The 1,285-nt window shown below is 62.1% G+C and carries 1 protein-coding gene; it reads right to left on the bottom strand.

The genetic code is table 11. The features are described 5' to 3' along the window. Positions 1 to 154: 154 nt before the first annotated feature. Positions 155 to 1,150: an IS5 family transposase gene (locus G7Y37_RS09055; RefSeq protein ID WP_165063138.1), complete on the bottom strand. Its 996-nt coding sequence runs from the start codon at positions 1,148 to 1,150 to the stop codon at positions 155 to 157. Positions 1,151 to 1,285 lie beyond the last annotated feature (135 nt).

Raw genomic sequence — 1,285 nt, 5'->3', positions numbered from 1 at the left:
GGAAACGCTGATCAATAGCACTTACACCGATCTTCTCAGCTTCGCCATTGAGTTTTCGCGCCGAATTGCCTTTAAGAGGCGCTGCAAGGTGCCTTGTGCCCTTCTGCGAGATCCCCTACCGGGGGGTTCAAGGCGCTTTCGGGCATAGCTCTCCCTACGCCGGCGATACCGCCGGCCCCTCGGGACATCCCGCCCTAGCCCACATCGCCACATTGGCGAGCGCGAACAGGACGGTGAGGGCGCTGGCGTTTTTAACCAGGCCCCTGTAACGGCATCTGGCATGGCCGAACTGCCTCTTCACGATCAGGAAGGGGTGCTCGACCTTCGAGCGGACGGACGCCTTGCGCGACTCGATATCGTGCTCGACGGCGAGCCCTCGCATGCCCTTGATGCGCGAGGGCCTCTCGGCCACCTTCCACTCGACTTCGCAAAGATGCCCGTCGCCTGCGACCTCGGGCCGCCTGGAAACGCCGGCGTACCCGGAGTCCGCGTAGCAGAAGCCGTCGTCTTCGCGCACGAGGGCGTGGGCGACCGTCACGTCGGAGACGTTCGCCGCCGTGGCCCTGACGGTGTGAACGAGCCCGCTCCCCGCGTCGACCCCGATGTGGGCCTTGTAGCCGAAATGCCAGCTCTTGCCCTTCTTGCCCTGGTGGGCCTCGGGGTCGCGGGACTTCGAGGCGTTCTTGGTGGACGAGGGGGCCTCTATGAACGTCGCGTCCACGATGGAGCCGCCGCGCATCATGACGCCCTTCGACTCCAGCACCGCGTTCACGCAGTCGAGCACTTGCGCGGCGAGCCCTTTGGACTCGATGATCCGCCTGAACCTGAGGAGCGTCGTGGCGTCGGGCGCCTGGTCCCCCAACCCGAACGATATGCCCATGAACTCGGAGAACGCGCGCGAGTCGTAGATCGCGTCTTCTACTCCCTCGTCGGAGAGGTTGAACCACAGCTGCAGGAAGTACATGCGCAGCATCCTCTCGATCCCGATGGGCCTCCTGCCGCGCCTTCCCTCGAAGTAATGGGGCTTTACCAGTGCGACGAGCGCCTCCCAGGGAATAGCCTCGTCCATCTGGTGCAGGAACTCCTCGCGCTTGGTCACCCGCCTGCGGCTTGCGTTCTGGATGTCTGCAAAAGTGATCTGTCGTTCCATGTACATCTCCGCAAATTGTGCTCATGAGCTGGGATTATTATACCATTCGTAGGTTTTGCGAAGACTGCGATCTTTCTCGTTGGCCGTCTTTGACGACGCGTGGTCTAAGTTCAGATCGAATTAATCAGCGTTTCC

The sequence above is a fragment of the Adlercreutzia sp. ZJ154 genome, assembly GCF_011039055.1.
Classification (GTDB): Bacteria; Actinomycetota; Coriobacteriia; order Coriobacteriales; family Eggerthellaceae; genus Adlercreutzia_A.
This window is presented reverse-complemented; position numbering and strand designations above follow the sequence as displayed.